The organism is uncultured Tateyamaria sp., assembly GCF_947497045.1.
In the GTDB taxonomy this organism is placed as follows: domain Bacteria; phylum Pseudomonadota; class Alphaproteobacteria; order Rhodobacterales; family Rhodobacteraceae; genus Tateyamaria.
In genome coordinates this window covers 1-576 of sequence record NZ_CANMEU010000046.1, presented here as the reverse complement: position 1 = coordinate 576, position 576 = coordinate 1, and the positions used below count along the sequence as shown (strand labels likewise).

Here is a 576-nt window from a genome sequence, read left to right as displayed (position 1 = left end):
TGTGGTTCCATTTGAACCCCTTCACGTTCCGCAGATGCAGAAAGCACAGGCCGAAGCCCCAGGTCTGCTTGGCATTCGTCAACGCGACCAGCCAATCGGCAATCAACTCATTCTCATCGCTGAGCTTTGGCTGATATCGATAGCATGTCTCACTGATCGAGAACGCCCTGCATGCCAAAGCGATGCTGGCGGAACGGTAGCGCACCGCCCATTCGGCCATCTCGCGCCTTTGAGACGGCCTCACCACTTTTTTCCAAGGGCTTCCTTCAGCAGATCGTTCTGCATGCTCTTCTCGGCATACATCTTCTTGAGCCGTTTGTTCTCTTCGTCGAGCTCTTTCATCCGCGCCATCAGGCTGGCGTCCATGCCACCGTATTTGGAGCGCCATTTGTAGAAGCTTGCGCTACTCATCCCATGCTCGCGGCACAGATCAGAGACAGGCACACCATTTTCGGCCTGCTTCAGGATCGCCATGATCTGGGCGTCGCTGTATTTCGATTTCTTCATCAGAATCTCCTCTTTCATCATTCGAGAAAATTCTACTTCAGCACACCCCTAAATTTCGGGGGGATTACC

Annotated in this window: 1 pseudogene; it reads right to left on the bottom strand. The window is 53.3% G+C overall.

Going from position 1 to position 576, the window contains the following annotated elements:
• Positions 1–507, bottom strand: a pseudogene (locus Q0859_RS21450) (transposase); the annotation flags it as partial.
• Positions 508–576: the final 69 nt, after the last annotated feature.